This is a genomic window from Streptomyces sp. NPDC088400 (assembly GCF_044753355.1).
Taxonomy (GTDB): Bacteria; Actinomycetota; Actinomycetes; order Streptomycetales; family Streptomycetaceae; genus Streptomyces.
This window is the reverse complement of the sequence record NZ_JBIVMZ010000006.1, coordinates 373,971-398,855: the sequence shown is the minus strand read 5'-3', so window position 1 is coordinate 398,855 and position 24,885 is coordinate 373,971. Positions and strand designations below refer to the sequence as shown.

Genomic DNA, 24,885 nt, shown 5'->3' with positions numbered 1-24,885 from the left:
CGGTCATCGAGCACGGCACCCCCCTACCGCGCCCCGCTCCGGGACCCATCGCGGCGCTTGACCCCTCCCCTGGAGCCGCTGTGCGTGATAGTCCGATGCGGGTGAATGTACGACGATATTGACGATTGGAACTGTATGGCAAGGCCTGGAGCCTGAGCTCACTTTTTTACTTCTTTGGCCATACTTCGACGGTCGTATCCGGAACATCCCTCGTCGATGACGATCTGTCAGGAAACCTGCACGGAATGTACTTGGCATGGACACTTCCAGTGAAGTGTGTCCGCTGGTACGACAGTTGTGGCAGAAAACCCGCAGAGGAGAGGTTCTATGAAACTGTCCCGAATCACGGCATTCTCGTCCTCGCTCCTTGTGGCCGCCGTCCTCGCTCTCACCGGAGCGGTCTCGGCCCAGGCGGCACAGTCGGCCGCCGTCGACTACGTGGCGCTCGGCGACTCGTACTCCTCGGGTCTGGGATCCGGCGGTTACGACAGTGCCAGCGGTGCCTGCAAGCGCACCCCCAAGGCCTATCCGGCCCTCTGGGCGGCGGCGCATTCACCCTCGACCTTCGCCTTCACCGCCTGCTCGGGTGCCCGTACGGGTGATGTGACCGCCGGTCAGCTCGCTCCGCTCGGCGCGGCGACCGACCTGGTCAGCATCAGCATCGGCGGCAACGACGCGGGCTTCGCCGATGTCATGACGACCTGTGTCCTCCAGTCGGAGGCCACCTGCGTCAGCCGGATCAACCAGGCCCGCGGGTACATCGACAGCACCCTGCCCGGGAACCTCGACTCGGTGTACACGGCGATCAGATCCAAGGCCCCGGCCGCCCGGGTCGTCGTCCTCGGCTATCCCCGCTTCTATCAGCTCGGCGGAAGCTGCGTCGCCGGGCTGAGCGAGAAGGAGCGCACCGCGATCAACAACGCCTCCGACTATCTGAACGCGGCGACCGCCAAACGGGCGGCCGACCACGGCTTCACCTTCGTCGATGTCGCCGGGGCGTTCACCGGTCACGAGATCTGCTCGGGGTCGGCCTGGTTGCACAGCGTGAACTGGCTCAACATCGGGGAGTCGTACCACCCCACCGCCGCAGGTCAGTCGGGCGGCTACCTGCCGTCCTTCGCTTCGGCCGTCTGAGTCGGCGGTGCACTGACCCCCGGGCCCGGGGCCCGTCCTCTTCCGATCTGTCCAACTCGCCCTGAAATCAGCCGTATCGAAGTCTGAGCCTCTCACCCCGTACGGGTGTGGTTGACCGCGGAGGCGGGATACACGAGTGTTGTCGAGGAGCGATAGGGTTAATCTGCCCGGGCCGGGTGTCTCGTATCGGGTGGGGAGTGAAATGGAACAGATAACAGTGCACAGCAGGGCGCGAATCCCTGCGATCACCTGCGGAAGCAGCGCGACCAGTTCGCGCCTCGACCGCCATCTCTCGGTGCTCGGCGGTCCCGCCGTACCACAGCGGGAGACAGTCGAGGCCACGCTGCTCATGCGTGAACTGACCTCGCGTGACCGGTCGGAGCGTCACCGGAGCAGGAGCGCGCGTGTCTCGCTCTTCGCGCCGCTGCGGCGTCTTCGTCGTTCGCTGTTCGGCAGCCGCGGCTGACCTCATACGGCATCACGGCGTTCTGAACGCGCTCGGGCGGATCACATCGTCCGACGCAGTGCTGTTGCCCGGTCTTCTGACGTCCCCACGGCCCGCAGTAGTGCGTCGGTGGATTCGCCGAGCGCGGAGATTTTCCTTGTTTCAGCGGGGGCCCGGCCGGTGAGTTGACTCCCCGACACCGGCCTTGGCCTCCGTTTTTCGCCCCGATTCCCGTCACTCTCCGTTGTTGGCATATTGCCGTACTGCTAGCGGTACGAACAGTACGAGCAGCGCCAGCGACCAGAGCATGGATCCGGCCACCGGGTGGGTCACGGGCCAGGCGGCACCCGCGACATCCGTCGCCGGCCCGGCGTTGCCGCAAAGATCACGTACGGCCGTAGCGAGGGCGCTGATCGGGTTCCACTCCGCGGTCGTCCGCAGCCAGCCCGGCATCCCGTCCGTCGGGATGTACGCGTTGGAGAGCAGCGGCAGGATGAAGGTCGAAGAGCCCAGTTGACCTGCCGCTTCCTCGTTGCCGATGAGCAGTCCGAGGTACACGCCGACCCAGGTGGTGGCGAAGCGAAAAAGCAGCAACAGGCCTAGGGCGCCAAGGGTTTCGAGCACTCCGCCCTCGATCCGCCAGCCCACCGCGAGCCCCACCAGAAGCAGCGGAACCAGGCCCGCCGCCGTCGTGAGCAGGTCCGCGGCGGTCTGTCCGAGCGGTACCGCGACCCTGCTCATCGGCATTGTCCGGAACCTGTCCATCACCCCGCGCTGTGCGTCCTGTGATGCCTGGAACATCCCGGTCATGATGCCGCCGGCGGCGGTGGCGGCGAGCAGGCCCGGTACCAGGTAGGCGCGGTACTGCTCACCCGGCACGGCCAGCGCGCTGCCGAACACGTAGCCGAAGAAGAGCAGCATGGTGATCGGCATGGTCTGGGTGAGGATTACCACGCCGGGCGCGTGCTTGATCCGCTGGAGATGACGCGCCAGGACGGCGCCGCTGTCGTACGCGATCGTGCTGCTGCTCATGCGGCGTGCTCCTCGGTGGTGGGGCTGGTGGACCCGGTGGGGGCGGTGGGGTTTTCGGGGCGGTGGGCGGTACGGCTCGTGGTGCGGTCGGTCAGCCGGAGGAAGACCTCGTCCAGCGTCGGCGGGCGCAGGCTCGCGTCGATCACCGGCACGCCCGCCGCGTCCAGCTCCCGGACGATCCTGGGCAGGGTCAGCGCGGGGTCCCTCGCCACCGCTCCCGCCGTACGGCGCTCCCGGTCGAGTACCGGCTCCGCGCCGGTCAGTTGGTCGAGCACGCCCGCCGCCGCGAGGAGCGCCGCCTCCTCGGCCGCCGCCGTCGCCTCCTCGGCCAGGACCACCTCCGCGTACGAGCCGATACGCGACTTGAGCGCGGCCGGGGTGCCCCGGTGCGCGGCCCTGCCGTGGTCGATCAGCACGATGTCGTCGGCCAGTTGGTCGGCCTCCTCCAGGTACTGCGTGGTCAGCAGGACGGTGGTGCCCCGCGCGGCGAGGTCGCGAACGGCGTCCCAGATCTGGTTCCGGCTGTGCGGGTCGAGGCCGGTGGTCGGCTCGTCGAGGAACAGCACCCGGGGCCGGGTCAGCAGGCTGGCGGCCAGGTCGAGCCGCCGCCGCATGCCGCCGGAGTAGGTCCGCGCCACCCGGTCCGCGGCGTCGGTCAGCTCGAAGCGCTCCAGGAGTTCATCGGCGCGCGCCCGGCCGGCCGCGCCCTTGACGCGGAGCAGCTTGGCGAAGAGCCGCAGATTCTGACGTCCCGTCAACTCACTGTCGACGGAAGCGTTCTGACCGGTGACGCCGATGGCCCGGCGCACCGCGCCCGGATCGCGGACGACGTCGTGTCCGGCGACCAGAGCGGTCCCGGCGTCGGGAGTGGCCAGGGTGGTCAGGATCCGCACGGCGGTGGTCTTGCCCGCGCCGTTCGGCCCGAGCACCCCGCAGACCGTGCCCTCGGCGACGGCCAGATCCAGCCCGCTCAGGGCCCGCACCCCGCCGTCGCCGCCGAATCGCTTCTCCAAGCCTTCACTAAGTACAGCGTACGTAGTTGTCATGCGGCCCACCGTACCGCACTACGTACGTTGTACGTAACTAAGATGGTGGGCGAGGTGATGACCGATGGCGGGGCGACCTGCTGAACCCGAAGTGATCTGGTCGCGTCCGGAGCGGGCCGGCCGCGGCCCCAGGCCGGCGTACAGCCGCGCGGACATCGCGGCCGCCGCCGTCCGGCTCGCCGACGCGGACGGCCTCGAAGCCGTCACCATGCGGCAGGTGGCCGGTGAGCTGGGCTGCGGCACGATGTCGCTCTACAACTACGTGCCGCGCAAGGAAGACCTGTACGAGCTGATGGCCGACGCGGTCGCCGGGGAGTACGAACTGCCCGAGAAGCCGTCCGGCGACTGGCGGGCGGATCTGACCGCCCTCGCCCACCGGGCGCGCACGATGATGCACCGGCACCCGTGGATGTCGCGGCTGATGTCGTCGGTGTACGGATTCAGCCCGAACTCGTTGCGGTACATCGAGTACAGCCTGGCCTGCCTGGACGCGCTCGACATGCCCTACGGCGAGAAGATGGAACTGGTGGCGATGGTCAACGGGGTGGTCACCACCTACGTCGCCAACGAGCTCCAGAGCGCCGAGCGCACCCGGTCCCTGCCCTGGTCCGCGGAGCAGGAACACACGGTCCGGATGGCCTATCTGGGGCGCGAGATCGCCTCCGGCCGGTTTCCCCGGCTGGCGTCGGCGTTCGCGGAGGACTCCGGGCCGGCCGACATGGAGGTCTTTTTCGACCGGGCGCTCAACCGGGTGCTGGATTCGTTCACCGGGCGGCCGGAAGCGCCCGGTGGAAGCTCCGGCTCTGCTTCCGGTTCCGGTTCCGGCTCTGGTTCCGGTTCCGGCTCTGGTTCCGCTCCGACTCGGAAGCAGGCTCCGACCGGAGCGTGAGGTCGCTCTCCGGTCAGATCAGCGCGAACTGGCCTTCCGGGCCCTCCTCGTGGTGATCCAGTACGGAAGCGGGTCTGCGGGCAGCCGCCGGTACGGGGAGAACGCCCGCCGCCCGCAGTTCCGTCCGGCCGATCCCCGGGCCGCTGTCGCCGCCGGTGGCTCCCTTGGTGATGTCGTGCAATTCGCTCTGGAGCGGGCGGAGTTCCGCGAGGAGTGCCAGGACCGTGATCAGCTCCAGCAGCTCCGAGGTCCACTCCTGCGGCCAGGCCGACGGGCGGATCGCCGCCAGGGTGCCCGGCTCGGGAGCGACCGTACGGCGCTCGAACCACAGCTCCAGTATCCGTACGTCTCCCACCGAGTAGTCCCAGGCCTCGGCCGGTACGGGCGAGACGCGGCCCGTGCCGAGCCGGAGCACCTGGTCCTCGGGGTCGTACGAGATCGTCTCGGGGCGGGCCGGTACGGCGGCGCGTACGTAGGGGCGGCGACCACCGGGCAGCCGGGGCCGTTCGCCGCCGCGCGCCCCGCGCAGCTGGATCCCGGTCATCCGCCGCCCCAGCTCCACCCCGGAGGCCCAGACGCCGGGATCGGCGGTCAGCGGGACGGAGGGGCCCTCGGGGGTGGCGACGGCGGCGGCCACGGACCAGGCCAGCACCTCGTCGGCGGTGACCTCGTGGCCGTAGCGTGCCGTCAGCAGGGCGAGCAGACCGGGGGCGAGGTTCGGTTCCGTACCGCCGGGGCGGCGGTAGAGCGGACGGATCCGCCCCGGCCTTCCCGCCGGTGAACGGCCGACCGGGAGCAGGGCGCTGACCAGCAGCGCGGGGCTCGCGGCCGGGGCGCCGGGTACGTACCCCTGCTCCACGGCGAAGAGCTGGTGGTCGTCGGCCACGCGCCACAGTTCGGGGCGGGCCGCGTCGATCAGCCGGTGGTCGGGGATCAGCCACTGCTCGTCGAACGGCCCGTGAAGCACCCGCGACGGCGGGGGACAGCGGCCCGATTCCCGTACGAACCGCCCGGTGCCCGTGGCCCGCCCCGGCAGCGCGGCGACCGCGCTGTGCGGTGTACGCGCCCGGGTCGGCTCGAACAGCGCCTCGCGCTCGGCGTCCTCCGCCGCCACGAGGCGGTCCCAGCGGGCCGTGAGGGACGAGCGGTCGGGGGCCAGGATCCAGTTCCTGCCGAACCGCAGCGGAGCCGTCGACCACGGCATGAGCTCGCTCAGCAGCGGGATTTCGGAGACCGGCACTGCCTCGGAGCGCGGCGACGGCGGCTCCGGGGCCGGGGTCTGGGGAGCAGCGGGCCGTGGGGCCTCGGTGAGCGGAGCGTCCCCGGCCGAGCCGGACCGCGTCGCCGTCATGGGGGCATCCTTCCGTTTCGCCCTGTATGGCGCTGTGGGCCGTCGGCGGCATCGTAACCGCCCTGACCGGACCGGGGGCCGGGGCGGGTTCTGGCCTCACCCCATGAGGTCCGCCTCGACGGTGACCGAGAAGGAGAACCGGTCGCCCCGGTAGTGGATCCGGGCGACATCCACGACCCGGCCGTCCCTGTCGTACGTCACCCCCGTGTAGTGCAGGATCGGGCTGAGCAGTGGCACCCGGAGCAGCTCGGCCGTGACCGGGTCCGCGAGCCGTGCCTCGACCGTGTCCGTGATCCGGCTGATCCGTACCCCCACCGCGTCGCGCAATACCTTCGTCATCGGCCAGCGCTCCAGATCGGCGACGTCGAGACCGTCTGCCACCTCCGGGCGCACCGCGTTCTCGGCCCAGTTGACCGGCTCCCCGCTCGCGCCGTCGCAGCGCAGCCGCCGGTAGGTGACCACCGAATCGACGTCCGGAAAATACTCCGAGAGTTCACCGGGCACCGGCGCCGGGCCGTGGCCGAGGACCGTGGTCAGCTCGCCCGACTGCTGGGCCACGATCGCGTCGATGGACCCGAGCAGCCGGCGCGGGGCGCCGCGCCGCGCGCCCGGTTCGATAAAGGTGCCGCGCCGCCGGTGCCGGCTGATCAGGCCCTCCGCCTCCAGCTCCTTGAGTGCCTGACGCATCGTCAGAACGCTGACGCCGTAGTGCACGGCGAGTTGTTCCTCGGTGGGCAGCCGCAGCGGATCGTGCGGGCGGCGGCCCAGTATCGAGGCCCGCAGCGACTGCGAGACCTGGTACCAGAGCGGCAGCTTGCGGTTCAGGTCCAGTGAGTCGGGGGCGAAGGCGGTCACGGTGTCTCCGTTGGCTCCGTAAGGTCTGTCGGTTCTGTCGGTTCTGTCGGTTCTGTCGGGTGTCCGGTGCCGGCGTTCCGGTATTTGTTCGCTCCGGATCAAGGTCTGCTCGTTCGGGATCAGGGCCTGCTCGTTCGGGATCAGGGCCTGAAGTGCCGCTCCAGCCCCTGCCATACGGTGTCGTACCCCTGCTGGAGATGCCCGGCCCTGGCCGCCTGCGCGGTCGTGGTCACCGGCCAGCGGGTCTCGAACATGAAGGCCAGCCCGTCGTCGATCTTCTGCGGCTTCAGTTCGGCGGCGCTCGCCCGGTCGAAGGTCTCCCGGTCCGGGCCGTGCGCCGACATCATGTTGTGCAGCGAGCCGCCACCGGGGACGAAGCCTTCCGCCTTCGCGTCGTACGCGCCCTCGATCAGGCCCATGTACTCGCTCATCACATTGCGGTGGAAGTACGGCGGCCGGAAGGTGTCCTCGCCGACCAGCCAGCGTGGTGCGAAGACGACGAAGTCGACACCGGCCAGGCCCGGGGTGTCGGACGGCGAGGTCAGTACGGTGAAGATCGACGGGTCCGGGTGGTCGTAGCTGATGGACCCGATGACATTGAAGCGCCGCAGGTCGTACACGTACGGCACATGGCTGCCGTGCCAGGCGACGACATCGAGCGGCGAGTGGTCGTAGGTGGCGGCCCAGAGGTTCCCGCAGAACTTGCTGACCACCTGGGTCGGCCGCTCGATGTCCTCGTACGCGGCGACCGGCGCGAGGAAGTCCCGTGCGTTGGCGAGGCCGTTGGCGCCGATCGGGCCGAGGTCGGGCAGCACGAAGGGCCGGCCGTAGTTCTCGCAGACATAGCCGCGCGCGGTGCGCTCCAGCAGCTCCACACGGAACCGCAGCCCGCGCGGGATCAGCGCCACCTGGCCGGGACGGGCGGCGAGCAGGCCCAGTTCGGTACGGATCAGCAGGCCGCCGTGCTCGGGGACGATCAGCAGCTCGCCGTCGGCGTCGCTGAACACCCGATCGGTCATGGGGGCGTTGGCGTAGTAGAGGTGAACCGCCATGCCCACGCGCTGGGTCACGTCCCCGTTGCCGCCCAGAGTCCAGAGGCCTGTCAGGAAGTCGGTGCCGGGAGGGGGTTCCGGCAGGGGGTTCCAGCGCAGCCGGTTGGGGTCGGGGACGGTCTCGGTGAACGGGGCGCCCCGCACCGAGCCGTTGTCGATCCGGACGAAGGGCGGATGCGCGGCCGACGGGCGGATGCGGTACAGCCAGGACCGGCGGTTGTGGGCGCGGGGCTCGGTGAACGCGCTGCCGCTCAGCTGCTCCGCGTAGAGGCCGAGCGGCGCGCGCTGCGGTGCGTTGCGGCCGTGCGGCAGGGCGCCCGGGACGGCCTCCGAACTGTGTTCGTTGCCGAAGCCGGGGGAGTGGTCCAGATCCCCGGCCGTCTTCCGCGCCTGCTCGATGCCGCTCATCATCCGCGTCCGCTCCTCGGTGAAGGAAACCTCGAATCCTATGGATCACCGTAGGATTGTCGGCACAGCGCGTCAACGGAGCCACGCGGCATCATGGAGCGCGTGTCCCACGACCGTACGAACGCGACGCCGCAGGCAGGGGCCGATGTCGATGCCGGTGGTGATGCCGGTGGTGATGCCGGTGGTGGTGATGGCAGAGGCAGAGGTGGTGGCAGCGGTCTCCGGCGCACGCCGGTGCAGCGGCGCAGTACGGAGCGGCTCGCCCGGATTCTCGACGCCTGCGCCGAACTCCTCGACGAGAGCGGCTACGAAGCGCTGTCCACCCGTGCCGTCGCCGTCCGCGCGGGGGTGCCCATCGGTTCCGTCTACCGCTTCTTCGGCAACAAGCGCGCCATGGCCGACGCCCTCGCCCGGCGCAATCTGGACAGGTACGCCGCGCGCGTCACGGAGCGGTTCGCCGCCCTCGCCGCTGCCGACTGGCGAGGTGCGCTCGATGTCCTGCTGGACGAGTACCTCGCGATGAAACGCGGTGTGCCCGGCTTCGCCCTGGTCGACTTCGGCGCCCAACTCCCTCTGGGCACACGCGTTCCGGCGTCCGGCCGGTCCTCGGCCGACCCGGCGTCCGATCCCAACCAGCGGGTCGCCGACCGCCTCACCGCTCTCGTCTCCGGCCACCTCGGCCTTGCCCCGAGCGCGGTGCTGCACCGTACGGTCCTGGTCGCCGTCGAGGCCACCGACGCGCTGCTGCAACTCGCGTTCCGTACGGACGCCTCCGGTGACCCCAGGATCGTCGCCGAGACCCGGGAACTGCTCCGCGCCTACCTGGCCAGGACGCTCGACTGAGCTCGCGAGGGTCTGTCCGGCGGATCTCCGGGCCCGTTACGCGCTTCCCCTTCCGCTGCCCGTACCGGTCGGTATGCTCGGCAGTGCTCGCGCGCCACCGCTGCCGCCGCCCCGGAGGACCCCCATGCTTCCCGAGAACACCGTCCTTCCCGAGAACACCGTCGGGGGCGCGCACCGAGTCCGTACCGCCCTCCGTATCTGCCCCCTCTGCGAAGCCACCTGCGGACTGACCCTCACCATCGAGGGGCGTACGGTCACCGGCTCCCGGGGTGACCGTGAGGACGTCTTCAGCAAGGGCTTCATCTGCCCCAAGGGCGCGTCCTTCGGAGAGCTGGACGCCGACCCCGACCGGCTGCGCGCCCCGCTCGTCCGCCGTGGCGGCCGGGACGGAGTGCTGGCGGAGGCGAGCTGGCAGGAGGCGTTCGAACTGATCGCCGCCCGGCTCCGGCCGCTGATCGAGGAACACGGGCCGCAGTCCGTCGGTGTCGTCCTCGGCAATCCCAATGTCCACACCATGGCGGGGGCGCTCTACCCGGCGGCCCTGCTGGGCGCGCTCCGTACCCGTAACCTCTTCACGGCCAGCACGCTCGACCAGATGCCCAAGCATGTCTCCAGCGGGCTGCTCTTCGGCGACCCGTTCGCGATTCCCGTACCGGACCTGGACCGTACGGACCATCTGCTGCTCCTGGGCGCCAACCCGCTGGAATCCAACGGCAGTCTGTGCACCGCACCCGACTTCCCCGGCAAGCTCAGGGCACTGCGCAAGCGCGGCGGCACGCTCACCGTCGTGGACCCGCGCCGTACCCGCACCGCGCGTCTCGCCGACCGGCACGTCGCCATCCGGCCCGGTACCGACGCCCTGCTGCTCGCCGCCCTCGCACAGGTCCTCTTCGAGGAGAAGCTCACCGGCCTCGGACGGCTCGCGGACCATGCCGAGGGGATGTCCGAAGTCCACGACGCGATACGGGACTTCACCCCCGAGGCGGTCGGTCCGGCCTGCGACATGAGCGCCGGGGAGATCCGTGCGATCGCCCGTGAACTCGCTGCCGCGCCGACCGCCGCCGTCTACGGGCGGATCGGCAGCTGCACCGTCGAGTTCGGCACGCTCGCCAGCTGGCTGGTCGACGTACTGAACATCCTCACCGGCAATCTCGACCGGCCCGGCGGCGCGCTCTTCCCGCTCTCCGCGACCGACCGGGCGCCCCGAACTCCCGCTCCGGGCAAGGGTTTCGCCCTCGGCCGCTGGACCAGCAGGGTGAGCGGACACCCCGAGGCGAAGGGGGAACTGCCCCTCGCCGCGCTGGCCGAGGAGATCGAGACACCGGGAGAGGGACAGATCCGCGCGGTGATCGCTCTCGCGGCCAATCCCGTGCTGTCCGCCCCCGACGGCGACCGCCTCGACCGGGCCCTGGCCGGCGTCGACTTCATGGTCAGCGTCGATCCGTACCTCAATGAGACCTCCCGTCACGCGGATGTCGTGCTGCCTCCGCCGCCACCCGCGCAGAGCGCGCACTTCGACTTCGCCTTCAACGGCTTCGCCGTGCGCAACCAGGTCCGCTACACCCCGGCCGCCGTTCCGCTGGAGGACGGCCGGCTCGACGAGAGCGAGATCCTGGCCCGGCTCGTCCTCGCCGTGAGCGGGATGCACGGGGCGGCCCCTTCGGCCGTGGACGAGATGGTGATCGACCGTACGCTCGGCAAGGCCGTCACCGACCCGGGCTCACCGGTCCACGGGCGCGACCCGAAGGAGCTGGCGGCGCGGCTCACCGGGCGTACGGGACCCGAGCGGCGGCTGGATCTGATGCTCCGCCTCGGCCCGTACGGAGCCGGCTTCAGCACCGAGGAGCCCTCCGGTGCATCCGGCGCATCCGGTGCATCCGGTGCATCCGATGCCTCCGATGCCGAGGATCCCTCCGGCACCGAGGGCCTCTGCCTCGACCGGCTGCTGGAGCGTCCGCACGGCATCGACCTCGGCCCGCTGCGCCCCCGGGTCCCGTCGCTCCTCAAGACCCGCAGCGGACGGATCGAGCTGCTGCCCGCGCCGATCGCCGCCGATCTGCCCCGGCTGCGCGGCGCTCTGGCCGCGCGGCCCGCCTCGCTCGTGCTGGTCGGCCGCCGTCACCTGCGGTCCAACAACAGCTGGCTGCACAACATCCCGGCGCTGAGCGGCGGTTCCAACCGCTGCACCCTCCAGATCCACCCGGACGACGCGGCCCGGCTCGGTCTCGCGGAGGGCCGTCCGGTCCGTATCAGCGCGGACGGGGGCGTGCTGGAGGCGCCGGTGGAGATCACCGACGCGGTACGGACCGGTGTGGTGAGCCTGCCGCACGGCTGGGGCCACAGCCGTCCGGGCACCCGGACAACGGTGGCGAGCGCCCGGCCCGGGGTCAATGTCAACCAGCTGCTCGACGGCTCACGGCTCGACCCGCTCTCCGGCACCGCCGTGCTCAACGGCTTCCCGGTCGAGCTGTCGCCCACGGCCGGATAGGCGGCCACGGCTGAATCGGTACCCGCCGCAGTCTCCCCATTCCGGCATCCGTACTACCACCCCCGTCATGACCTGGGCTTTTGCTCGTATTGCTCGCACGTCAACATCTTGTTAACGGCTGGAAACCGGCCCTAACGTCATCCGCACCGCCGCCCCCGGCGGAGTTCAACGGTGAACGTGAGGGGCCTCCCAACATGCTGACTATCCTCGGCTTCGGCATGATCGCCACCTTCCTGGTGCTGATCATGATGAAGAAGATGTCGCCGATCGCGGCGCTGGTGCTGATTCCGGCACTCTTCTGCGTAATCGTCGGGCAGGGCGGCCAGCTCGGTGAATACGTCCTCAAGGGCGTCGGCGACCTCGCGCCCACCGCCGCCATGCTGATGTTCGCCATCGTCTATTTCGGCGTGATGATCGACGTCGGGCTCTTCGATCCGATCGTCCGGGGCATCCTGCGCTTCTGCAAGGCCGACCCGATGCGGATCGTCGTCGGTACGGCCGTGCTCGCCGCGATCGTCTCGCTCGACGGTGACGGCTCCACCACCTTCATGATCACCGTCTCCGCGATGTACCCGCTCTACAAGCGGCTCGGGATGAGCCGGATCGTGATGACCGGTGTCGCCGCCACCGCGAACGGCGTGATGAACACCCTGCCCTGGGGCGGCCCGACGGCCCGCGCCGCCACCGCGCTCAAGGTCGACGCCGGTGATGTCTTCGTCCCGATGATCCCGGCGCTCGCCGTCGGACTGCTCGCCGTGCTGTTCCTCGCCTACGTGCTGGGCATCCGGGAGCGCAAGCGCCTGGGCATGCTGACCCTCGACGAGGCGCTGGAGACCGGCACCGAGACCGCAGGGGGCTCCGGAACCACGTCCGGGAGCAAGCTCGAAAAGCTGCTGGTGAAGACCGGAGTCAGCACTGCCACGGCCGGAGGCTCTGCCACGGCCGGAGGCGCGAGCGCCGGTGCCGGTGCTGGTACGGGAAGTGGCACCGCGACCGGTGGTGCGGGCGAGTCCGGTACGGCGTCCGCCGGGAACACCGACGGGACCGACGAGTCCGACGAGTCCGACGACGACGGCTTCCAGGGTCTCGACCCCAACCGCGCCACCCTGCGCCCCCGTCTCTACTGGTTCAACGCCGGGCTGACCGTCGCGCTGCTCACCTCGATGATCCTGGAGATGCTGCCGATCCCGGTCCTGTTCCTCCTCGGCGCGGCCCTCGCCCTCACCGTCAACTACCCGAACATGGCCGAGCAGAAGGCCCGGATCGCGGCCCACGCCGACAACGTCCTCAACGTCTCCGGGATGGTCTTCGCCGCCGCCGTGTTCACCGGCGTCCTCACCGGTACGGGTATGGTCAAGCACATGGCCGACTGGCTCGTCGGCGCCGTTCCCGAGGGAATGGGCCCGCACATGGCGATCGTCACCGGTGTGCTGAGCCTGCCGCTCACGTACTTCATGTCCAACGACGGCTTCTACTTCGGAGTCCTGCCCGTGCTCGCAGAGGCCGGCGCCGCCCACGGCGTCTCCCCGCTGGAGATCGCCCGCGCTTCCCTCGTCGGCCAGCCGCTCCACATGTCGAGCCCGCTCGTCCCCGCCGTCTACGTCCTCGTCGGCATGGCCAAGGTCGAGTTCGGCGACCACACCAAGTTCACCGTCAAGTGGGCCGCGCTCACCTCGCTGGTGGTGCTCGGCGCCGGAATACTCTTCGGCATCATCTGATGGTCCAGGCTTCCGGCCCGGACCGGGCGCCCGGTGACTCCGGCCCGGACCGGGCGCCCGGCAGGAGAGGCTGGCTCCTCCGCCTCGTCATCGCCTTCGCCTTCGCGCAGGGCGCGGTGTCGATGGCACGGCCGGCGGTCTCCTACCGGGCGCTCTCCGTGGGCGCGGACGAGCGCGCCATCGGTGTGATCACCGCGGTGTACGCGCTCCTGCCGCTCTTCGTCGCCGTACCCCTGGGCCGCAGGACCGACCAGGGACGGTGTGCCCCGCTGCTGGTCGTCGGTGTCTTCCTGATATCCGGCGGCTGCGCCCTCAGCGGCCTGGCGGGCTCGCTCACCTCCCTGGCCGCCTGGAGCGGAGTGATGGGCCTCGGCCATCTCTGCTTCGTCATCGGAGCCCAGTCCATCGTCGCCCGCCGCAGCGCTCCGGCCGAACAGGACCGTAACTTCGGCCACTTCACCATCGGCGCCTCCCTCGGCCAGCTCGCCGGACCGATGGCGGCCGGTCTCGTCGTCTCCGGACAGGGCGACGAGATGGCCCGGACCAGCGGCCTCGCCCTGCTGGCCGCCGCCGCTGCCGCCGCGGTCTCCTTCACCTCGCTCTGGCGGATCGAGGCCCGTACGGCGCGAGGGACGGTGACCGAACGGTCCGCGAAGGTCCCCGTCCTGGGCATCCTGCGCACCAGAGGGGTGGCCGCGGGCATCTTCATCAGCCTGGCCGTGCTCTCCGCGACCGACATCCTCACCGCCTACCTGCCGGTCATCGGTGAGCAGCGGGGGATCGCACCGGCCACCATCGGCCTGCTGCTGAGTCTGCGCGCGGCGGCCACCATCGCCTGCCGGCTGGTGATGACGCCGATGATCCGGCTGGTCGGCCGTACGGTGCTGCTCACCGTCACCTGCCTGGTCGGCGGGCTGCTGTGCGCGGGCATCGCGCTTCCCGTACCGGTGTGGGCGCTGGCCCTGATGCTGGCCGTGCTCGGTTTCTGCCTCGGGGTCGGCCAGCCGCTGTCGATGACCACGGTCGTACGGGCCGCTCCGGACGGGGCACGCTCGACGGCCCTGGCGCTCCGGCTCACCGGCAACCGTCTCGGACAGGTCGCGGCCCCGGCGTCGGCCGGACTGGTCGCGGGCATCGCGGGGACGGCCGCGCCGTTCGTCATGCTCGGGGTGCTGCTGCTGGTGGCGGGTGGACTGGGGCTGCGGAAGCCGGGCGGCGACGGCGCCGGGGAGGAACCGGGTCCGGCCGTCACCGAACCTCAAGAGGAACCGGGTCCGGCCGTCGTCGAACCCCAAGCCGACTCCCACGGCTCTCCCGCTCCTCTGGCGCCGAAAAACTATCGTCGCTAGTTTGGGGCGGGCGAAGAGATTCGGCAGCCCCGGGAGGAATGGCGATGAAGGCATACGACGGGATGTACATCGGGGGATCGTGGCGGCCCGCCGCCGGCACGGACACGATCTCCGTGGTGAACCCGGCGGACGAACAGGTCATCGCCACCGTCCCGGCCGGTACGGCGGAGGACGTCGACGCCGCCGTACGCGCGGCGAGGGCGGCCCTCCCCGGCTGGGCCGCCACTCCGCCCGCCGGGCGCGCCGCGTACATCACCGCGCTGCGCGATCTGCTGGTGGCCCGTACGGACGAGATCGCCGAAACCGTTACCGCCGAACTGGGTGCGCCCATCGCCCTGTCCCAGCGCGTGCATGTCGGCCTGCCGGTCATGGTCGCCGGTTCGTACGCCGAACTGGCCGTCACCTACCCCTTCGAGGAGAAGCTCGGCAACTCCGCCGTGCTGATGGAGCCGGTGGGGGTCGTCGGCGCGATCACCCCGTGGAACTACCCGCTGCACCAGATCGTGGCGAAGGTCGCCCCCGCGCTGGCGGCGGGCTGCACCATCGTCGTCAAGCCCGCCGAGGACACCCCGCTGACCGCGCGCCTCTTCGCCGAACTGGTGCATGAAACCGGCCTGCCCGCAGGCGTCTTCAACCTGGTCACCGGCCTCGGCCCGGTCGCGGGCCAGGCTCTCGCCGAGCACGAGGACGTCGATCTGGTCTCCTTCACCGGCTCCACGGCCGTCGGCAGGCGGATCGGTGCCATCGCCGGAGCGGCGGTCAAACGGGTCGCCCTGGAACTGGGCGGCAAGTCCGCCAATGTCATTCTGCCGAGCGCCGATCTCGCCAAGGCGGTCAAGGTCGGCGTCGCCAACGTCATGTCCAACTCGGGTCAGACATGCAGCGCCTGGACCAGGATGCTGGTCCACACCGATCAGTACGACGAGGCGGTCGAGCTGGCGAAAGCCGCGGTCGCCGCCTACGCCGCGGGCGACCCGCACGACCCCGCGAACCGCCTCGGCCCGCTCGTCAACGCGAAGCAGCGGACGCGGGTGCTCGGCTATCTGGAGAAGGGCGTCGCGGACGGCGCCAGGGTCGTCGCGGGCGGCCCCGAGGCCCCGCACCCCACCGGTTATTACGTCGCGCCGACCGTCTTCGCCGATGTCACCCCCGATATGACCATCGCCCAGGAGGAGATCTTCGGCCCGGTCGTCTCGCTCCTCCGGTACGAGGATGAGGAGGACGCCCTCCGTATCGCCAACGGCACGGTCTACGGCCTCGCGGGGGCGGTCTGGGCCGGGGACGAGAACGAGGCCGTGGCCTTCGCCCGGCGGATGGACACCGGGCAGGTCGACATCAACGGTGGCCGGTTCAACGTGGTCGCGCCCTTCGGCGGCCACAAGCAGTCGGGCGTCGGGCGCGAACTGGGCGCACACGGGCTCACCGAGTACCTTCAGACCAAGTCCCTCCAGCTCTGAGCTTCTTGAGAGCTCTGAGCTTCCTGAGCCCTGAACAGAGCCCTGAACAGAGCCCTGAACAAGAGAAGAAGGAGAGAAGGAACCCGTGGTCCGCGCAGCCATTCTGCCCGCCGTCGGAGCTCCACTGGAGATCGCCGCGATCGACCTTCCCGAGCCCGGTCCGGGCCAGGTACGGGTCCGTCTCGCCGCCGCCGGGGTCTGTCACTCCGACCTGTCCCTGTCCAACGGCACGATGCGGGTACCGGTCCCCGCCGTCCTCGGCCACGAGGGCGCCGGTACGGTCGTCTCCGTCGGTGCGGACGTCACCCATGTGGCACCCGGCGACGGCGTGGTCCTCAACTGGGCGCCGTCCTGCGGCACATGCCACCCCTGCGCCATCGGTGAGGTCTGGCTCTGCGACAGGGCGCTCGTGGGCGTGGCCGGCATCCACGCGGTCCGTACCGCCGACGGCACGGAACTCCATCCGGGCCTGAACGTCGGGGCGTTCGCCGAGGAGACCGTCGTCGCCGCCAACTGCGTGCTGCCGCTGCCCGAGGGCATCCCGCTCACCGACGCCGCGCTGCTGGGCTGCGCGGTCCTCACCGGGTACGGCGCCGTCCATCACGCCGCGCGCGTCCGCGAGGGCGAGTCCGTGGTGGTCTTCGGAGTCGGCGGGGTCGGCCTCGCCGTCCTCCAGTCCGCCAGGATCGCCGGCGCCCCGACGGTCATCGCCGTCGACGTCTCCCCGGCGAAGGAGGCCTTGGCACGCGCGGCCGGGGCCACCGACTACGTCGTCGCCTCCGACACGACCGCCAAGGACATCCGGAAGCTCACCGGCGGCCGGGGCGCCGATGTGGCCGTCGAGTGCGTCGGCCGCGCCACGACCATCCGTACCGCCTGGGACTCCACCCGGCGCGGCGGCCGTACGACGGTCGTGGGCATCGGCGGCAAGGACCAGCAGGTGAGCTTCAACGCCCTGGAACTGTTCCACTGGGGCCGTACGCTCTCCGGCTGCGTCTACGGCAACAGCGACCCGGCGAAGGACCTGCCGGTGCTCGCGGCACACATCCGGGCCGGACGCTTCGACCTGGGGGCACTGGTCACCGAACGGATCGGACTCGACGGCATCCCCGCCGCGTTCGAGAACATGCTGGCGGGCCGGGGAGGCCGTGCGCTGGTCGTTTTCTAGGGTCTTTCGTTTGGATCAGGCCGGATCAGGGAGCGGGGTCTGGTGCCGTGGATCGCAAGGCGGAGGAGGGAGGCGACGCGGAGCGTCGTGGAGTGACGACAACGCGGCGAGGCGCGGTGCCAGGGCACGCGAGCCCGGCAAGATCCAAACGAGAGGCCCTAGCCTGTGGTGAAGGTGCTGGCCGGCGTCACCCCGTTGCCGATGCTCGCGGGGCTGGTTCGCCGAGCAGTTGAGTGCCGGCGCGATCGGCGCCGATGCGCTGCGCGGTGCGGGCGAAGGAGATGATCTCGGGTCGTGAGGTCTGCGGGAGCCAGCCGAGGGCCAGCGTCGTTGTGGGCAGATCCGGTACGGGGACGGCGATCACCTCCCGCGTCAGGCGGTCGGCGGTGCCCGAGCCGGCGACGGTGATGAGCCGGCCGAGTGCGACCCGGTCGAGGATCTCGTCCAGGCCCATCGGCGGGCACTGCTCCTGATAGGCCGGTTGCCGGCGGAGTTCGGTGGTGGTCACTGCCGCACGGCGCGCGAGACGGTGGTCGCGCGGGAGGAGGACGACGGGGTATTCCTCCGCGACCTCGGTGATCCGCAGGTCGGTGAGGTCGTCGCCGTCCGTGCACAGCAGGGCGACGTCGGCCGTGCCGTCGCGCAGGGCGCCCGCCTGGTCATGGGTGAAGACGAGTTCGGGCTCGGCGCCGTCGTGGGACCGCAGGATCCGCGCGAGCAGACCGGAGCCGGTGCCGGGGCGGACCGCGAGGACGAGCCGGGAGGGGGAGACCGCCCGCTGGGTGCGATGCACGGCGGCGTCCAGATCCCGGAGCAGACGGCGGCATTCGCCGAGGAAGACAAGGCCGGCGGCGGTGAGTTCCACGCGGCGGCTGGTGCGCTCCAGGAGACGCACTCCCATGCGGCGCTCCAGCCGGGACACGGCCCGGGACAGCGGCGGCTGAGCGATGCCCAGCCGCTCCGCCGCCCGGCTGAAGTGCAGTTCCTCAGCCACGGTGACGAAGTAGACGAGCTCCCGGGTCTCCAGTCGATCCATACCTCCAGGGTATCGCCGTGTACGGAAACGATCATGGCTCCCCGGGCGGTGCCCTGGTCTGCTGGAGGCAGCGGCTGCCGTGGGGTTCGTTGCCCCGCGGGAGGGCGTTACGCCGGGACTCCGCCGCGGGTCCCGGATGCGACGAGGAGAGGAATCCGCTCTGATGAGCGACGAGCGCAGGATCTCGGAAGTGCTGGCCCGCTACGTCCGTGCGACGGACCGGCGCGACGGCAAGGCGCAGGGTGGCCTGTTCACCGACGAAGCGGTGGTGCAGATCCACACCAAGACCGGCCCCGACAGCTACGAGCCGTTCGGTGAGCCCCTGATCGGCGGGGCGGGCGTGGAATACGCGGTCACGAACCTGATGGCCGCACACCCGGAGGGCGGTTCCAGCCACCACATCACCTCCGACCACCTCATCGACGTCGATGGCGACCACGCCCACCTGAACGCCCAGTTCGTCGTCTTCGCGACGCAGGCCCTCGCCCGCCCGGCCGAGGGCCGGCCGGCCGGGGCCTCTGGCCTCCAGGGCACCGTCCGGCCGATCGAGTCCGGGTACTACGACACGGATCTGCGCCGGGTGGACGGCGAGTGGAAGATCGTCAGGCACAGCGTCCTGCTGGACATGCCGTACGCGGTTGCGGGGGCATGATGAAAGCCATGGTCTACCGCCGCTACGGCGGTCCGGAGGTCCTGGAACCGGCCGAGCTGCCCGAGCCCAAGACCCATTTCGACTCGGTCCTGGTACGGGTGCGGGCCGCGGCGCTGAACCCTGCCGACCTGGCCCTGCAAGCCGGGGCGCGTGACGGCTCCGTCGACACGTACTTCCCGGTCGTCCCCGGCTGGGACATCGCGGGCGTGGTGGAGCGTTCCGGTCCTGCGGCCCCGGAGTTCGCCCCGGGAGACGAGGTCATCGGGTACGTGCGCGGCGACGTTCAGCGTGCCCACGGGGGCTTGGCCGAACTGGTCTCCGCCGATGTACGCACTCTCGTCCGCAAGCCCCGCGCCCTGGGCTTCGCCGAGGCGGCCGGCCTTCCGATGGCTGGACTGACCGCCTATCAGGCCGTCGTCCACGTTCTGGACGTTCAGCCCGGCGAGATCCTGCTCGTGCGCGGGGCGGCCGGCGGGGTGGGCTCCCTCGCCGTCCAGATCGCACGGTCCCGCGGAGCCCGCGTCATCGGCGCCGCCTCCGCGCGCGATCACGGTTACCTGCACACGCTCGGCGCCGAACCGGTCACCTATGGCAAAGGGGCCGCCGACCGCGTACGGGAACTCGCCCCGGACGGTGCGGACGTGGTCCTCGACACCGTCGGCGGTGTGCTCGTCGCGACGGCGAGCGCCGTCCGCCCCGGCGCACGCGTGGCGTCCATCGTCGAGGTCGGTACGCCGGGCGTCACTTCGGTCTTCTGCCGCATGAGCCACACCGATCTCACCGCGCTGACGGAGCTCGTCGAGACCGGGAAGCTCACCGTGCGGGTCGGGGCCACCTACCCCCTGGAACGCGCGGCCGATGCCCAGCGCGCACTGGCCGCCGGCGGCACCCCCGGCAAAGTCGTCGTCGAGATCACCTGACGCGACATCCCCTGGCCCCCGGTCGCGGCTGTGGTCTCGGCGACGGCCCCGTGGGCCGGGGGCTCCAGGGGCATCCGCCCGCGTCCGGGGTCATCCGCTCGTATCCGTATCCGTATCCGGGGTCATCCGCTCGAACTGGAGCGACAGCCCGTCGAGCAGCGCCCGCAGGCCGGTCTCGAAGGAGCCCTCGTCCACCTGCTGCTGCCGTTCGGCGAGCAGATGCGCCTGGCCGAGGTGCGGGTAGTCGGCCGGGTCGTACGCCGTCGCGTCGTCGACGAAGCCCAGGGCGAACGAGCCGAGCGCCGAGCCGGTGATGAAGTACCGCATCAGCGCGCCGATATAGGTGGCCTGCGCGGGCGGCCAGCCGGCCCGGACCATAGCGCCGAAGACGGCGTCGGCCACCCGCAGACCCGCCGGGCGGCGCCCGGGGCCCCGGGCGAGGACCGGGACGATGTGCGGATGGTCGGTGAGGGCGGCGCGATAGGAGACGGCCCAGTCGTGCAGCGCGGTGCGCCAGTCGCGGTCGTCTCTCTCCTCGAACATCGACAGATCGACCTGGGCGCTGACCGCGTCGGCGACGGCTTCGAGGATCTCGTCCTTGGTGCGGAAGTGGTTGTAGAGGGAGGGCCCGCTCACCCCCAACTCGGCGGCGAGCCGCCGGGTGGAGACCGCTTCGAGGCCCTCGGCGTCCACGAGGGCGCTCGCCGCCATGACGATGCGATCTCGGCTGAGCAGGGGCTTGCGCGGTCTGGCCATGGCGCTCATAGTAGGCCTGTCGATCAGAAACTAGCACTGCTAATTAATCGGCTCGTCCGTCAACGTGATCGTGCCTGCCCGTCAGCCGTGCCTGCTCGTCGACCCTGGGGGTGCCCGCCGTGAATCTGGAGCTGAGCGAGGAGCAGGAAGCCGTACGCAAGGTCGCCCAGGACTTCGTCGACCGCGAGGTCACGCCGTACGTCGCGGACTGGGACCGCGGCGAGAGCGTCGACCGGGGCATCGTGGCGAAGCTGGGCGCTCTCGGCTTCCTGGGGCTCACCGTGCCCGAGGAGTACGGCGGCTGCGGCGGCGACCACTTCACGTACTGCCTGGTCACGGAGGAGTTGGGGCGCGGCGACTCCTCCGTGCGCGGCATCGTCTCCGTATCGCTCGGGCTGGTCGCCAAGACCCTCGCGGCCTGGGGCGACGAGGAGCAGAAGCGCGCGTGGCTGCCGGGGCTCACCTCCGGCGAGGCCATCGGCTGCTTCGGGCTCACCGAGCCCGGCACGGGTTCGGACGCGGGCAGTCTCACGACCAGGGCCGTCCGGGACGGTGGTGACTGGGTCGTCAACGGCTCCAAGACATTCATCACCAACGGGACGTGGGCCGATGTCGTCCTGCTCTTCGCGCGGACCAACGACACCCCGGGCCACCGGGGCGTCTCCGCCTTCCTCGTACCGGCCGACAGCCCGGGGCTCACGCGCCGCACCCTGCACGGCAAGCTCGGACTGCGCGGCCAGGCCACCGCGGAACTGGTCCTCGAAGACGTACGGGTCCCGGCCGCCGCCCTGCTGGGCCCCGAGGGCAAGGGTTTCTCGATCGCCATGTCCGCGCTCGCCAAGGGGCGGATGTCGGTCGCCGCGGGCTGCGTCGGAATCGCGCGGGCGGCGCTGGAAGCGGCCGTGGGGTATGCGGGGGAGCGCGAGCAGTTCGGCAGGTCCATCGCCCACTACCAGTTGGTCCAGGAGCTGATCAGCGACATCGCGGTGGATGTGGACGCGGCACGGATGCTCACCTGGCGGGTCGCCGATCTGATCGACCGCGGCGAGGAGTTCGCCACCGCCGCGTCCCAGGCCAAGCTCTTCGCCTCCGAGGCCGCCGTACGCTCCGCCAACAACGCGCTCCAGGTCTTCGGCGGTTACGGCTACATCGACGAGTACCCGGTCGGCAAACTGCTGCGCGACGCCCGGGTGATGACGCTCTACGAGGGCACGAGCCAGATCCAGAAACTGATCATCGGGCGTGCGCTGACCGGGGTTTCGGCCTTCTGAGAGCCGCCCCCCATTGCCGGTCGGTCTGAGTACCGCTCTGAGTACGGATGCGGATGAGATCCGCCGGGCGGCTGCGGATGCTGTCCCCTATGACTGACACTTCCGTCAAACAGCAGAACACAGCGGCTTTCTACGGACAGGCCGTCGCCTCCTTCGCTCTCGCCCTCACGGCCGTGACCGTCGGCATCCTCAAGCTCGAAGCCAGTGCCTGGGTACGCGGCTTCCTCGGGATCGCCGTCCTCTATCTCACGACCTCGGCGTTCACGCTGGCCAAGGTGGTCAGGGACCGGCAGGAGGCGGGGCAGATCGTCAGCCGGGTCGACCAGGCCAGGCTGGAGAAGATCCTCGCCGAGCACGACCCTTTCCAGAAGCTCTAAGCGCTTGCTCAGCCTCGGGGTATGGTGTTCGTCCTGCTGGGTGAGCCGAGTGCCCGGAGTGGCTTGAGTGAGTGGATTGGGGTGAGCGATGCGTACGGCGAATCCGACGGCGGACGGCGAGAACGAGCCGTGGGGTGAGGTCGCCCCGGAAGCGGCCCGAAGGCTGCTGGTCGCCGCCGTCGAGGCGTTCGCCGAGCGCGGGTACCACGCCACCACCACCCGCGATATCGCCGGCCGCGCCGGGATGAGCCCGGCGGCGCTCTACATCCACTACAAGACCAAGGAAGAACTGCTCCACCGGATCAGCCGGATCGGCCACGACAAGGCCTTGGAGATCCTGACGGCGGCGGCGGACGGCGAGGGTACGGCGGCGGAGCGGCTGGCCGACGCCGTACGGTACTTCGTCCGCTGGCACGCGGAACGGCACACGACGGCGCGGGTCGTCCAGTACGAGCTGGACGCGCTCGGCGCGGAACACCGCGCGGAGATCGTGGAGCTGCGGCGGCGCAGCAACGCGGCGGTACGACGGATCCTCGTCGAGGGGGTACGGGACGGGGAGTTCGACGTCCCCGACGTGCCGGGCACCACGCTCGCGGTGCTGTCGCTCTGTATCGATGTGGCGCGCTGGTTCAACACGGCGGGGGTCCGGACGCCCGACGAGGTCGGCGCGCTGTACGCCGACCTCGTTCTGCGGATGGTCGCGGTGCGGAAGTAGTCCGAAGGCGGTTCGGAAGTGGTCCGGAGCCGGTTCAGAAGTGGTAGCGGGACACGGACTCCGCCACGCAGGCCGGTTTGCCGCCGCCCTCCCGTTCGATCGTGACGAGCATGGTGATCTGCACTCCCTCACCGGCGTCGGACACGTCCTTCAGGACGGCCGACGCGCGCAGCCGGGAGCCGACGGGCACGGGGGACGGGAAACGGACCTTGTTGGTCCCGTAGTTGATGCCCATCTTCACGTTCTCGACCCGCAGGATCTGCGGTACGAGCGCCGGCAGCAGCGACAGTGTCAGATAGCCGTGCGCGATCGTCGTGCCGAACGGCCCGGCCGCGGCCCGTTCCGGGTCCACATGGATCCACTGGTGGTCACCGGTGGCATCGGCGAAGAGGTCGATCCGCTTCTGATCGATCTCCAGCCAGTCGCTGTGACCCAACTGCTCGCCGACCCCGGCGCGCAGCTCATCGGCGGAGGTGAAGACTCTCGGCTCGGCCATGTTCCTGTTCCCTGCCTCTCGGACCCGTCGAATGCGCACAGCGCCTAAGCGCTTGCTCAGCATGGGTGGCGGGTGTGCTCCTGTCAACGAGGACACAGGCGCCGGTGCGGTGCCGGGCCCGGCCAGTAGTCTTCGAGGGGTGCCACAGATTCCGGAGAAGATCCATGAGCTCACCGTCGGCCAGCTGTCGGCGCGCAGCGGCGCCGCCGTGTCCGCGCTGCACTTCTACGAGGCCAAAGGGCTGATCAGCAGCCGCAGGACGAGCGGCAACCAGCGCCGCTACGGTCGTGACACGCTGCGCCGCGTGGCGTTCGTCCGGGCCGCCCAGCGGGTGGGTATCCCGCTCGCGACGATCAGGGAGGCGCTGGCCGAACTCCCCGAGGAGCGCACCCCGAACCGCGACGACTGGGCCCGGCTCTCCCGGGCCTGGCGCTCGGAGCTGGACGAACGCATCAGCCGGCTCGGCCGGCTGAGGGATCACCTCACCGACTGCATCGCCTGCGGCTGCCTCTCCATGGAGACCTGCGTCCTCTCGAACCCGGGCGACGTCGTCGGTGACCGCATCACAGGCTCGCGCCTGCTTCCGGAGAGCCGCGTCCCGAAGGGTCTGAAAGCCCCCGGGGCCCCTGAGGACCCGGAGGAAGGGCTCGCAGCCCTCTGAGGACCCGGAGGATCCGGAGACCCCTGAGGGCTCGAAGTTCCCTGGGGGGCCCGAAGTCCCCTGGGGGCTCCGGGGATCCCGAAGGGCCCGGGAGTCCGATGACACTGCGGGGGCGCACCTGAGAGCTGCCCGAGGGCGGCCCCCGCAGGCCTCATGCCACCGACGCCAGCTCCTCCAGCCGTATCAACTTCGCCCGGTGCAGCGCCTCGGACGTGAGGACGGGCGCCGGCACGACGATGCCGCAGCCCGTACAGACCGGTCCCGACCACGGCTCGTTGGTCAGATCGGGCCGCCAGATGATTCCGTGCTCCGCGCACACCGGGCAGGTCACTCCCGGGCCCGTCTCCAGTCCGGAGATCAGCCGCCGCAGCACCTCGGCGAGTGATTCCGACGGATGGACCGCGGGGTTGTCGCACCGGGCGACACCGTTCCCGCCCCAGGTGCGGCGGTGCCAGTCGTCGAAACTCCCGGGTCGTCGTAGCCCGTCGTGCTTCTCACGCTTGCGCCGCTCCGCGAACTTCACCTCGTACGCGAGCCATACGGCCCGCGCCTCTTCCAGTTCATCCAGCGCGGCCATCAGCCGCGCCGGTTCGGGTGCCCTGTCCTCGGGTTCGATGCTGTGCCTCGCACACAGATGATCCCAGGTCGCCCGATGCCCATAAGGGGCGAATCGCTCCAGGCACTTGCGCAGTGAATACCGTCGCAAGGCCAGATCGCACCGTGGGTCGCGCACCTGTCTCGCAAGACTCCGGAATCCGGCCATCGC

23 protein-coding genes and 1 pseudogene are annotated in these 24,885 nt (G+C 70.5%); 15 read left to right on the top strand and 9 right to left on the bottom strand.

The features are described 5' to 3' along the window. Window positions 1-327: 327 nt before the first annotated feature. Together ACIQD6_RS18255 and ACIQD6_RS18250 are read left to right on the top strand one after the other, a co-directional pair. Window positions 328-1,134 carry an SGNH/GDSL hydrolase family protein gene (locus tag ACIQD6_RS18255; protein WP_401883663.1) on the top strand — a complete coding sequence of 269 codons (807 nt, stop codon included), beginning with the start codon at window positions 328-330 and terminating at the stop codon, window positions 1,132-1,134. A 202-nt stretch (window positions 1,135-1,336) separates the two neighbouring features. Continuing rightward, window positions 1,337-1,600 (top strand): hypothetical protein, encoded by a 264-nt coding sequence (locus ACIQD6_RS18250; protein ID WP_401883661.1) that lies wholly within the window; start codon window positions 1,337-1,339, stop codon window positions 1,598-1,600. A 213-nt stretch (window positions 1,601-1,813) separates the two neighbouring features. On the opposite strand, the gene ACIQD6_RS18245 is transcribed toward ACIQD6_RS18250, so the two are convergent. Together ACIQD6_RS18245 and ACIQD6_RS18240 are read right to left on the bottom strand one after the other, a co-directional pair. Beyond that, window positions 1,814-2,611: an ABC transporter permease gene (locus ACIQD6_RS18245; RefSeq protein WP_401883659.1), complete on the bottom strand. Its 798-nt coding sequence runs from the start codon at window positions 2,609-2,611 to the stop codon at window positions 1,814-1,816. Then, complete coding sequence (locus ACIQD6_RS18240) at window positions 2,608-3,657, bottom strand: ATP-binding cassette domain-containing protein (protein WP_401883657.1); 1,050 nt, start codon at window positions 3,655-3,657, stop codon at window positions 2,608-2,610. Before ACIQD6_RS18240 ends, ACIQD6_RS18245 begins: the two co-directional genes overlap by 4 nt. A gap of 64 nt (window positions 3,658-3,721) precedes the next feature. On the opposite strand from ACIQD6_RS18240, the pseudogene ACIQD6_RS18235 reads away from it, so the two are divergent. Next, window positions 3,722-4,432: pseudogene (locus tag ACIQD6_RS18235) on the top strand (TetR/AcrR family transcriptional regulator); the annotation flags it as partial. Between the two features lie 127 nt (window positions 4,433-4,559). Here ACIQD6_RS18235 and ACIQD6_RS18230 read toward each other — a convergent pair. The 3 genes from ACIQD6_RS18230 to hmgA form a co-directional block, all read right to left on the bottom strand. After that, complete coding sequence (locus ACIQD6_RS18230; RefSeq protein WP_401883655.1) at window positions 4,560-5,897, bottom strand: type ISP restriction/modification enzyme; 1,338 nt, start codon at window positions 5,895-5,897, stop codon at window positions 4,560-4,562. A gap of 96 nt (window positions 5,898-5,993) precedes the next feature. After that, entirely contained in the window at window positions 5,994-6,752 is a 759-nt protein-coding gene (locus tag ACIQD6_RS18225) for a GntR family transcriptional regulator (protein ID WP_401883653.1), read from the bottom strand. 140 nt (window positions 6,753-6,892) lie between these two features. After that, window positions 6,893-8,212 (bottom strand): homogentisate 1,2-dioxygenase, encoded by a 1,320-nt coding sequence (gene hmgA, locus ACIQD6_RS18220; RefSeq protein ID WP_401883813.1) that lies wholly within the window; start codon window positions 8,210-8,212, stop codon window positions 6,893-6,895. 93 nt (window positions 8,213-8,305) lie between these two features. Here hmgA and ACIQD6_RS18215 point away from each other — a divergent pair, with 93 nt between their 5' ends. The 6 genes from ACIQD6_RS18215 (at window position 8,306) to ACIQD6_RS18190 (ending at window position 17,235) form a co-directional block, all read left to right on the top strand. Then, window positions 8,306-9,055: a TetR family transcriptional regulator gene (locus ACIQD6_RS18215; RefSeq protein ID WP_401883651.1), complete on the top strand. Its 750-nt coding sequence runs from the start codon at window positions 8,306-8,308 to the stop codon at window positions 9,053-9,055. A 124-nt stretch (window positions 9,056-9,179) separates the two neighbouring features. After that, window positions 9,180-11,543, top strand: a complete 2,364-nt coding sequence (locus ACIQD6_RS18210; protein ID WP_401883649.1) for a molybdopterin oxidoreductase family protein — start codon at window positions 9,180-9,182, stop codon at window positions 11,541-11,543. A 194-nt stretch (window positions 11,544-11,737) separates the two neighbouring features. Further along, complete coding sequence (locus tag ACIQD6_RS18205; protein WP_401883647.1) at window positions 11,738-13,261, top strand: CitMHS family transporter; 1,524 nt, start codon at window positions 11,738-11,740, stop codon at window positions 13,259-13,261. After that, on the top strand, window positions 13,261-14,610 hold the full coding sequence (locus tag ACIQD6_RS18200) for an MFS transporter (RefSeq protein WP_401883645.1): 1,350 nt from the start codon (window positions 13,261-13,263) through the stop codon (window positions 14,608-14,610). Before ACIQD6_RS18205 ends, ACIQD6_RS18200 begins: the two co-directional genes overlap by 1 nt. Window positions 14,611-14,654: 44 nt before the next feature. Next, window positions 14,655-16,067 (top strand): aldehyde dehydrogenase family protein, encoded by a 1,413-nt coding sequence (locus ACIQD6_RS18195; RefSeq protein WP_401883644.1) that lies wholly within the window; start codon window positions 14,655-14,657, stop codon window positions 16,065-16,067. Window positions 16,068-16,152: 85 nt separating this feature from the next. Then, complete coding sequence (locus tag ACIQD6_RS18190) at window positions 16,153-17,235, top strand: zinc-binding dehydrogenase (protein ID WP_401883643.1); 1,083 nt, start codon at window positions 16,153-16,155, stop codon at window positions 17,233-17,235. Window positions 17,236-17,422: 187 nt separating this feature from the next. On the opposite strand, the gene ACIQD6_RS18185 is transcribed toward ACIQD6_RS18190, so the two are convergent. Beyond that, complete coding sequence (locus ACIQD6_RS18185; RefSeq protein ID WP_401883641.1) at window positions 17,423-18,271, bottom strand: LysR family transcriptional regulator; 849 nt, start codon at window positions 18,269-18,271, stop codon at window positions 17,423-17,425. A 163-nt stretch (window positions 18,272-18,434) separates the two neighbouring features. On the opposite strand from ACIQD6_RS18185, the gene ACIQD6_RS18180 reads away from it, so the two are divergent. Together ACIQD6_RS18180 and ACIQD6_RS18175 are read left to right on the top strand one after the other, a co-directional pair. Beyond that, window positions 18,435-18,923 (top strand): nuclear transport factor 2 family protein, encoded by a 489-nt coding sequence (locus tag ACIQD6_RS18180; RefSeq protein WP_401883639.1) that lies wholly within the window; start codon window positions 18,435-18,437, stop codon window positions 18,921-18,923. Window positions 18,924-18,931: 8 nt separating this feature from the next. After that, on the top strand, window positions 18,932-19,843 hold the full coding sequence (locus ACIQD6_RS18175; protein ID WP_401883637.1) for an NADP-dependent oxidoreductase: 912 nt from the start codon (window positions 18,932-18,934) through the stop codon (window positions 19,841-19,843). Window positions 19,844-19,933: 90 nt separating this feature from the next. Here the strand turns inward: ACIQD6_RS18175 and ACIQD6_RS18170 are convergent, their stop codons facing one another. Continuing rightward, window positions 19,934-20,599 (bottom strand): TetR/AcrR family transcriptional regulator, encoded by a 666-nt coding sequence (locus ACIQD6_RS18170; RefSeq protein WP_401883635.1) that lies wholly within the window; start codon window positions 20,597-20,599, stop codon window positions 19,934-19,936. Between the two features lie 119 nt (window positions 20,600-20,718). Between ACIQD6_RS18170 and ACIQD6_RS18165 the strand changes: the two genes are divergently transcribed. The 3 genes from ACIQD6_RS18165 (at window position 20,719) to ACIQD6_RS18155 (ending at window position 22,962) form a co-directional block, all read left to right on the top strand. After that, window positions 20,719-21,870, top strand: coding sequence for an acyl-CoA dehydrogenase family protein (locus ACIQD6_RS18165; protein ID WP_401883633.1), 1,152 nt, complete (start codon window positions 20,719-20,721; stop codon window positions 21,868-21,870). Between the two features lie 89 nt (window positions 21,871-21,959). Continuing rightward, window positions 21,960-22,247 (top strand): YiaA/YiaB family inner membrane protein, encoded by a 288-nt coding sequence (locus tag ACIQD6_RS18160; RefSeq protein ID WP_401883631.1) that lies wholly within the window; start codon window positions 21,960-21,962, stop codon window positions 22,245-22,247. Between the two features lie 88 nt (window positions 22,248-22,335). After that, window positions 22,336-22,962, top strand: coding sequence for a TetR/AcrR family transcriptional regulator (locus ACIQD6_RS18155; protein WP_401883629.1), 627 nt, complete (start codon window positions 22,336-22,338; stop codon window positions 22,960-22,962). A 34-nt stretch (window positions 22,963-22,996) separates the two neighbouring features. On the opposite strand, the gene ACIQD6_RS18150 is transcribed toward ACIQD6_RS18155, so the two are convergent. After that, entirely contained in the window at window positions 22,997-23,458 is a 462-nt protein-coding gene (locus tag ACIQD6_RS18150; protein ID WP_401883627.1) for a MaoC family dehydratase, read from the bottom strand. 139 nt (window positions 23,459-23,597) lie between these two features. Here ACIQD6_RS18150 and soxR point away from each other — a divergent pair, with 139 nt between their 5' ends. Next, complete coding sequence (gene soxR, locus ACIQD6_RS18145) at window positions 23,598-24,119, top strand: redox-sensitive transcriptional activator SoxR (protein WP_401883626.1); 522 nt, start codon at window positions 23,598-23,600, stop codon at window positions 24,117-24,119. Between the two features lie 151 nt (window positions 24,120-24,270). Here soxR and ACIQD6_RS18140 read toward each other — a convergent pair whose 3' ends face one another. Then, window positions 24,271-24,882, bottom strand: coding sequence for a hypothetical protein (locus tag ACIQD6_RS18140; RefSeq protein ID WP_401883624.1), 612 nt, complete (start codon window positions 24,880-24,882; stop codon window positions 24,271-24,273). Window positions 24,883-24,885: the final 3 nt, after the last annotated feature.

Bases quoted from the DNA above. Each gene is read 5' to 3' on its own strand.
- ACIQD6_RS18160 (WP_401883631.1), top strand. From the start codon at position 21,960: ATGACTGACACTTCCGTCAAACAGCAGAACACAGCGGCTTTCTACGGA.
- ACIQD6_RS18195 (WP_401883644.1), top strand. From the start codon at position 14,655: ATGAAGGCATACGACGGGATGTACATCGGGGGATCGTGGCGGCCCGCC.
- ACIQD6_RS18200 (WP_401883645.1), top strand. From the start codon at position 13,261: ATGGTCCAGGCTTCCGGCCCGGACCGGGCGCCCGGTGACTCCGGCCCG.
- ACIQD6_RS18140 (WP_401883624.1), bottom strand. From the start codon at position 24,882: ATGGCCGGATTCCGGAGTCTTGCGAGACAGGTGCGCGACCCACGGTGC.
- ACIQD6_RS18170 (WP_401883635.1), bottom strand. From the start codon at position 20,599: ATGGCCAGACCGCGCAAGCCCCTGCTCAGCCGAGATCGCATCGTCATG.
- ACIQD6_RS18215 (WP_401883651.1), top strand. From the start codon at position 8,306: ATGGAGCGCGTGTCCCACGACCGTACGAACGCGACGCCGCAGGCAGGG.
- ACIQD6_RS18210 (WP_401883649.1), top strand. From the start codon at position 9,180: ATGCTTCCCGAGAACACCGTCCTTCCCGAGAACACCGTCGGGGGCGCG.
- ACIQD6_RS18180 (WP_401883639.1), top strand. From the start codon at position 18,435: ATGAGCGACGAGCGCAGGATCTCGGAAGTGCTGGCCCGCTACGTCCGT.
- ACIQD6_RS18155 (WP_401883629.1), top strand. From the start codon at position 22,336: ATGCGTACGGCGAATCCGACGGCGGACGGCGAGAACGAGCCGTGGGGT.
- ACIQD6_RS18240 (WP_401883657.1), bottom strand. From the start codon at position 3,657: ATGACAACTACGTACGCTGTACTTAGTGAAGGCTTGGAGAAGCGATTC.
- ACIQD6_RS18230 (WP_401883655.1), bottom strand. From the start codon at position 5,897: ATGACGGCGACGCGGTCCGGCTCGGCCGGGGACGCTCCGCTCACCGAG.
- ACIQD6_RS18205 (WP_401883647.1), top strand. From the start codon at position 11,738: ATGCTGACTATCCTCGGCTTCGGCATGATCGCCACCTTCCTGGTGCTG.
- ACIQD6_RS18245 (WP_401883659.1), bottom strand. From the start codon at position 2,611: ATGAGCAGCAGCACGATCGCGTACGACAGCGGCGCCGTCCTGGCGCGT.
- hmgA (WP_401883813.1), bottom strand. From the start codon at position 8,212: ATGAGCGGCATCGAGCAGGCGCGGAAGACGGCCGGGGATCTGGACCAC.
- ACIQD6_RS18255 (WP_401883663.1), top strand. From the start codon at position 328: ATGAAACTGTCCCGAATCACGGCATTCTCGTCCTCGCTCCTTGTGGCC.
- ACIQD6_RS18185 (WP_401883641.1), bottom strand. From the start codon at position 18,271: ATGGATCGACTGGAGACCCGGGAGCTCGTCTACTTCGTCACCGTGGCT.
- ACIQD6_RS18175 (WP_401883637.1), top strand. From the start codon at position 18,932: ATGGTCTACCGCCGCTACGGCGGTCCGGAGGTCCTGGAACCGGCCGAG.
- ACIQD6_RS18150 (WP_401883627.1), bottom strand. From the start codon at position 23,458: ATGGCCGAGCCGAGAGTCTTCACCTCCGCCGATGAGCTGCGCGCCGGG.
- ACIQD6_RS18250 (WP_401883661.1), top strand. From the start codon at position 1,337: ATGGAACAGATAACAGTGCACAGCAGGGCGCGAATCCCTGCGATCACC.